Genomic DNA, 7632 nt, shown 5'->3' on the forward strand with positions numbered 1-7632 from the left:
GCCCAAATCCTTCTTCTGCAAGCTTTTTGCGACTTAACGGGAAAAGTCAGGTCAAGCAAGAGGACAAGGGGCAGGGTGCAGGGGGGAGAACTTCACAAGGGTAGGTTTTTAATCTTCGTGAATCAATTGCAGCAACGCCTCAGTGGAAATCTTGCCACTCATATCAGTACCCTCCAGCAAGCTATCAGCTAAATCGCGCTTGTGGTGATGCAAAGCCACAATCTTGTCTTCAATAGTATCCTTTGCCACTAAGCGATAAATAGTTACCGGGCGTTGCTGCCCAATACGGTGGGCGCGGTCGGAAGCTTGGTCTTCTACTGCTGGATTCCACCAAGGGTCAGTATGGATGACATAATCGGCGGCGGTCAAATTCAACCCAGTACCACCCGCCTTGAGACTAATTAAAAATACATCTCCTGTTCCTGCTTGGAAAGCATCCACCCGTTTTTTCCGCTCTGCCACTGGGGTACTACCATCTAAATATTGATAATTAATACCTTGCTGTTCCAAATAATCTCTAATAATGTGCAAATGGTCAACAAACTGACTAAACACCAAGGCCTTATGGCGATTTTCCAGAAGTTCACCCAGCACCTCACCAAAAAGTTGCAACTTAGAACTCGATAACTCAGTGTCAGGCATCACCAAACTAGGATTACAGCAAGCGCGACGCAGTTTCATAATTTCCGCCAAAACTTGCAGATGTTTCTTTCCTGCCTCGGCATCGCTTTCGGTGAGTTTAGATATTGCCTGACGGCGCAAGGCTTCATAGAATGCCATTTCCTCCCGACTCAATTCCACATGAAGTAAAATCTCAGTCCGGTCAGGCAACTCTTCTAGCACCTGATTTTTTGTCCGCCGCAACAGAAATGGTTGAATCAGTTTTTTGAGTTTATTACGTGCTTGTTTATCCTGAAACTTCTCAATGGGGATAGCAAAGCGTTGATTGAAACTTTCAAAAGAACCCAATAACCCAGGGTTAATAAAACGGAACAAATTCCACAACTCACCGAGGTGGTTTTCAATAGGAGTCCCAGTTGTAATCAGTTTAAAGCCAGATTTCAAATTCATGGCTGCCTGAGAACGTTTAGTGGTCATATTTTTAATTGCCTGGGCTTCATCCAGCACAATCGTTTGCCACTGCACTTCAGAAAGCATTTGAGCTACTTCTTCCTGCTGCAATAAACCATAACTACATACCAACATATCCAAAGGTTGCAGTTCATCCAGTAATTTTTGGCGGTTAGCACCAGCAAACTGCACAATATTCAGCGTAGGGGCGAACCTCTGCGCTTCACTCACCCAATTCATGCACACGGAAGTTGGGGCAATAATTAGGGTTGGTCCCTCATGGGCGTGGTTGAGAATGACAGCCAATGCTTGCACGGTCTTACCCAGTCCCATTTGGTCTGCCAAACAAGCGCCCACACCCCAATGTGCCAGACGCGCCAGCCAACAGAAGCCATCCATTTGATAGTCGCGTAGTTCGGCTTGAAACGTAGAGGGCAGTTCTGGTTGGAGGTTCTGCACTTCCTTGAGCCGTTGGATATGTGTCTTCCAGTGTTTATCGGTTTTTACCTTGCCCACCTCATCGACAAAATCCTCTAACCCTAATGTTGCTAATGGGTGGAAACGGATACCTTTGTTGTGTTTTTCCGAAAACATTCGCAATTCGTCGAGGCGTTTCCGAAAAGCTTGAGTTAAAGCCAGAAATTCACCATCCCCAAGGGGAATAAAACGACTGGGGTTTTTCTCTAAGAGTTCTAGTAGTTGCTGCATATCCAGCACCAAATCGTTACTCAATTTCAACTCACCAGTGGCTGCAAACCAGTCTTGTTGACGTTGAATTGATAAATTAAAGTCTTTCAAGTCTGCATGGTGGCGAACACGCAGTTTTTCTCCTTCTGGCCAGGCCATGACGACGCTATTTCCCAGTGTTTGCAGTTCTAGCAGCAGTTCTAAACATTCTTCTGGGTCTGCTATTACCCATTCACCATCTTGTTCTTCAATTCGAGTTAATGTGGGACAAGCGGCTATAGCGGCCTGGGCAAGTTGCTGTTCTTCGGGCAGATTGCGTCTGGTTTGGAGGCGTTTGCCGTCAATCTCGGCAATTACAGTTTCACCACCTGCACCAGGACGGAAGTAGGGGCCACCCTGGGTAAAGGGGCGCGACAACAGGGTGACTTTCAATCCGGTATTAGCGGGTAAAAGGTGAATATGGGGTAAAGTTTGGGCGGGTACTTCTTCTGCTCCTTCTAGCCCACCACCAATATCAGAATGCACGGTGACGATACCAGAGACGGCATTGATGGCTGCTAAGACTTGCTTTTCGGCGATCGCAGGTACGTTTAATTTATTATCTTTGCCGATAATTTCACCAATGCGTCGGTGTTCGGCGGTAATTTCAATGACTTTGATGCGGGTTGGGGTTTCTTTGATATTGAGAACATTTTGTGATTCTGTTAACTTGGGCGAAAATTCCAAGGTGAGACGACCTTGTTTGCCTTTTTTGACTAGTAGTTCTGGTTCTCCCTTGACAATTTCTACACGAATATTAGGCGTATCTTCCCAAAAAACTAACGGGTGTCCAATTAAGGCAGAGATGGCTTTTTCACTGAAGGTATACTCGATTTTGCCGTAATAAGAACCATCATTATATGCCTCAATACAACTACATACCCGCATATCTTGGGATGTAATATAATTGAACTCACTCAAGCTATTACTTAAACGTTTGATAGCTATGGGGCGGCCTTTACTCCATTCTCCTTTGGCATTAACTTTTTGTTCTCGTGGTTGCAAGATACATTTGCTGGGATAGAAGGTAATAAACCATGCTAAACGTAGTTCTGACTCAGCTTTTCTAGGTGTTTGTGGTACTTTCTGGAGATTTGCTAGGGCATTGAGGCACATTTCCCAAGCTTCCTGGGGTCGAATTAGGTCTACGATGGTTTGAATACCGCTATCTTCGCGCAGTGTTGCGGCTTGTTGACGATAGTTGCTACTGGGTTTGAGTCGAGATAAAAGTTCTGCGCTTTCCATTGCCAGCCAGTGATGACCGGATGCAAGCGATCGCCTATAGAATGGTTCTAGTAAATCAGGTAAGCGTTTTTTGGCACTGTCAGCATCCATCCAGTAAAGGCACAGAGAACAAAACAATGTTTGTAAGCTATTTTCTTCTTCTACCGCAGAAATGTAGGCGTTAACTATAAATTCTTTTTGGGTAATATCACCTTGCTGAACTTGTAGTACGATTTTCAGTCTGGCATAACTAAACTTGAGCCAATGATCCGATTGACGAGAAATTAAACTGGCGTAATCTTCTGCTTCTTTGAGGCGTTGCATTGAGCCATCTTTTAACAGTGCTAGAATAAAAAATAGGCCGCCGATTGTATTAAAAAATATTTGGCGTTTACCCTTGGCTTTTTTCAAAGCTTTGAGAGCATCTGTATAATATTTGATGGCTTGGTCGTTCTCACCTTGCAGAAAACTTAGCCAGCCCCAAAAGACAAGGGTATGATCTCGATATTTCTCAGATATCCGCTCTAAAGTTTGCTGTGCTTCTTGGATACAGCCCCGTAGCAGTAATTGTTCTGTCAAAATCAGTTGCAGATAATCTGAGTTATGTGTTCCATCTGTAGAGCATTCTTCTTCTAGCAGTGTAAACACATCTTCGGATACAGACAATTTTAATGCTGAATTGAGGAGAATGCTAGATATACCGAGTTCATATAATTCTTGTGGTAAGGTGTTAAACCAATCTGCATCAAAGGGGTTATTGCATATCTGCTCGAAGATAATTTGTATTGAGATTTTTTCTTCATCGTAACTGTACTTCTGATAATCTTCAATTTGCTTATTAATAAAACTAGGGTCTTGACGATAAATACCAATGCGGATTTCTCGGATACATTGGCGGAGATTGTGGAACATCCGAGATTCGTTTTGCCAATGTTTATGTACAGGTAAAGTTTCCTCTACTGCTGTGACTAATATCTCAAACTGCCCCGTTTTTACCGCATGACGAGTCGCAATTTCTGTGAGTAATGGATGGCATTCATGACCTTGCTTACTTTCCTTAATTAGCAAGCCCGCTTTTAACAGTTTATCGATTTGGGGACTGAGGGTTTTAGTGCCAAAAGGTTTATTATCTTCATCTACTGCCCCTGTTTTACTGAGGCAACTCAGGAATGAGTTTTTATCTATGGGTGCAAAAATTATCGAGTACAACTGGATTATTTTTTGGGCAAAGGGAGGCAAATCAAAATATTTTTTTGCGAATTGAGTTTGTAACTGTGTGGGATTAGGTGCAAAGTTAGTCATGTTATTAATTTAGTTCTTGAAATAATTCCATTAATTTGCGTTTACGTCCATGATTCGCTTCTAGTTGTGAGCGATACGCAGACCATTCAGCTTTTTGTCCAAGTTGAAAATAGCCAGCTTTTGCTTTTTTTAGCCATTTAACCGCAGCATCATAACGGTCAGCTTTGCCCTGTTTCATAATCGGTTCTGCCCGTGTGCGGGACTGATCAATTACCCAATCAGGACGATGAGAAATTGCGGCATCCATGACGGTATGAACCAGTTCTGAAGCATAGTAAATATCTCTTTCTACTGTTCTCATGGCATCATCAATTAATCCTTCATACAGGAAAATATCAACTTTAGTTTCTTGGGATACCCAAGTTGATGTTTCTTGCAGTCTTTGGAGTAAGTTTTGTTTAACTATTAACCAAGTTTCACCTGCCAAGTCTTCTATTTTTCTATAGTCTCGAAATGATGGTTTGATTTTGAAGGCAATGATGCTGGCATTTAATGCCGTGGCATGATCCTCTAATCCTTGGGCTAAATCACTTGTCCAAGTAGTAAATTCATACAAACAGTTATCTGAGAAGTTTATACCTATTTGAGCTATTTCCAACGCTTCAGTTAAATACCCATCTTCCCGCAATATTTTGGCTAAGGCAAAAGCTTCCTCTGCTTTTTCCATGAGTATTTTAGCCGCAGACATCGCCTCTTCTACTCTTCCCAACGCTGCTAATTGCGTCAGGTATTGCAGGGTCATTTCTTCTGCTAAAGCTAGATTTAAATACTCTGTGTAACGGTTTTGACGTTCAAGAATTTGTAACCGAATCAATACTAAATCATCAGCAAAGCTTGGTCGTTCATCTTCCCAAAGTTGTATGGTATCGTCCCCTTGCATAATCTGTTGCAGTGGTTCGTAATTCCAACCTTGACGCAGTGCTTCTAAGCTCATGCTAAAATCTGCACTGATTTCGTCCTCCCATGATTCTAACATCACCTGCAAATCAACAAATTCTGCTTCAGACATCTCTGCACACAAAATTGCTTCTGTCCACGCGCTGTCCAGAGGTTCTGCGATGGAATAACTGTCTCCACCATAATCTACTAATTCATCCCAGTCTTCAGCATACGTTGCGGTGATGGTTTCCAGAATAGCGATCGCATTATTTCCATCTCCATTTTCAGTAAATTCCCGCGCTTTCTCAATTACAGCCAGCAAATCATCTGTAAATGGGTCATCTTCTGAACCGTACTCTAATTCTTGCAATCCATCCCGCAAAATCCGCTTTACGTGAGAGCGAAATGGTGATGTGTCAATTTTACTTTGCCGGGTAGAAGGCGGTTTTGTTACCAGAGTCGGCAAATCTATTAAACTTACAAATTCATCAATATCTTCAATTAATTCTGGCCTATTCTCTACTAATTCTTGCACTAATCGCTGCGTTTGCAGGAGATCAAGGCGATTTAATAACTGTTCCACTGTTGGACGTTCTTCCACCCTCTCTGACTGACGCGAACAAGCCAATAAGGTGGCAACTATGTGTTTACACCAACCATCATAATTATAAGCACAGGTACACAAAGCTGAAGTAATTCCGCCGGCATCAAAACGAATACTGATTTGATAGGGTGTAATTTCATTGCCTTCTACCTCTGCCTGTATCAGATTACCTCGTTTTTTGAGAGCAGCGATCGCTCCCCTGCGGTAATATTCTTCACCACGACTGTAGGATGAAGCGTTGGAGTTGTGTCGTATGATTGCTTCAGAAATTTCTATAATCGACATAGCACCCAAGTTTTTTATTTTTACTTTACGCTTAAACTGCCTTTATTTCCTAGTTTCATCGCTATTAAATAAAAATACTTAGCCCTGGGATGATTTTCGTGCCGATTTGGGCGGTGTGCGGTGTTCGCCAAAGTATTTCTCACTACGATAGCGTAACCATACCCGCAATGCTTCCGGGATTTGCTGTTTTTGTTCTTTGGTTAATGTGTTATAAAGAACTAAAGCACGGTTCCTTTCACCCCGACAAGCCGCATTATTATGAGCATCCCAATAGCTGCGGGCTACTCGAATCCGGCGACAGACTTCTTTGATTAATGTTTCTCCAGTGAGTGGAGGGTCTGGCTTTGCCATAATCAGCGAAATAAATTTATAATGCGATAGCGTTCGCGGAGCGTGTGCTTTGCACTCAGCGCTGCTGCAAAGCAGATCGCCACAATTTAGACTCATTTGAGCAATTACAATTGAAGGTTTAAAAATTGTGACGATTATTGCAGGTTCATAGAGCATTGTAACAATTTTCTAAGGGACTTTCAAAAAATCAATTATCCCAATAAATGTTAGCGTAGCCGTACCACTCCAGACACAGAGGACACCGAGTTAAGAGACTTTGAGAGGCTTCGCCGTGAGCGTCAGCAGCTCGACTGACTTGTACTGAGCCTTGTCGAAGTAGCTTCGCCGAACGTCCGAACGGCTTTTTGCTTTAGTGATTGAGTATTTTTTATTTGGAAGTCCCTAAGCGATCGCCTTCGGCACAGCGCTCCGCGCTATCGCCCGCCCATAAACTTCTTCTAGCACAGATACCAATTCATCTATGTGGGACGAAGTAAATAATCCATCTGGCCCCTGTGGTGTAATGTCGGTAAATGGAGATTCGTAGAGCAGCGCCGCATCCATTACGCCGTGTTCGGTGAGGTAGTCCACAATCATATTTGCAAACTCAATTTGATCCGAGTTAAACTGCTGGACAGATAGAAATTGAGCCAGTTCCTGTTTTGCTACCTCACGGTCTAGCCCCACCAAGGAGCGCACAAACAAACCCAGACCTTGTGATTCTTCCTTTGCCCGGAGAATATCTTCTGTATCACCGACACCACTCTCTGCCAGTATTTTCTCTAGTTCTGACAAATCTGAGGCGGTCAGTTGCTTATTTGTCCGCAGTTTAAAGATGACTAGATGATCTTGATGCGACCGCAAGAAAGCCCGTGCTTTAGCTCGGAATTTCTCAAAGTTATCCGATGCTCTAAAACCAGGTAACTCCACGATGATTTCATCCCCCATCACATCCTCAAAGTCGGTGTAAATCGGTTGGCGGTTCTGTTTCTCAATCAGCTTTACTAGCCCCCGTAATCGTTTGCGTAATACTTCCAGCATTGGCAATGTTACATCTTGCCACCATTCATCGGTTTGTATATCCTGAAGTAGAGGCAATTGTGACTTGACTAAGGGGATAGCTGATTTCTCTTCTAATAACCCAGCAAGTGATTTTACCTGTTCTCGTAAACGCTCAAAGCTAGGTTGCTGCGATAGCGAAGCGCTGCTGC

General features: G+C 43.2%; 4 protein-coding genes. All 4 read right to left on the minus strand.

The window, feature by feature from the left end; translation table 11 throughout:
• Positions 1-108 precede the first annotated feature (108 nt).
• The gene (locus VB654_RS24720) at positions 109-4323 is read right to left on the minus strand and encodes a DEAD/DEAH box helicase (protein ID WP_323216483.1); all 4215 of its coding nucleotides are present in this window, start codon (positions 4321-4323) and stop codon (positions 109-111) included.
• Between the two features lie 4 nt (positions 4324-4327).
• Complete coding sequence (locus VB654_RS24725; RefSeq protein ID WP_323216484.1) at positions 4328-6091, minus strand: SWIM zinc finger domain-containing protein; 1764 nt, start codon at positions 6089-6091, stop codon at positions 4328-4330.
• 78 nt (positions 6092-6169) lie between these two features.
• On the minus strand, positions 6170-6442 hold the full coding sequence (locus tag VB654_RS24730; RefSeq protein ID WP_323216485.1) for a Precorrin-3B methylase: 273 nt from the start codon (positions 6440-6442) through the stop codon (positions 6170-6172).
• A gap of 381 nt (positions 6443-6823) precedes the next feature.
• The coding region (locus tag VB654_RS24735; RefSeq protein ID WP_323216486.1) for a type I restriction-modification enzyme R subunit C-terminal domain-containing protein at positions 6824-7632 on the minus strand (809 nt) is incomplete at its 5' end.

Origin of the sequence: Nodularia sp. UHCC 0506, from assembly GCF_034931045.1 — a bacterium.
GTDB lineage: Bacteria > Cyanobacteriota > Cyanobacteriia > Cyanobacteriales > Nostocaceae > Nodularia.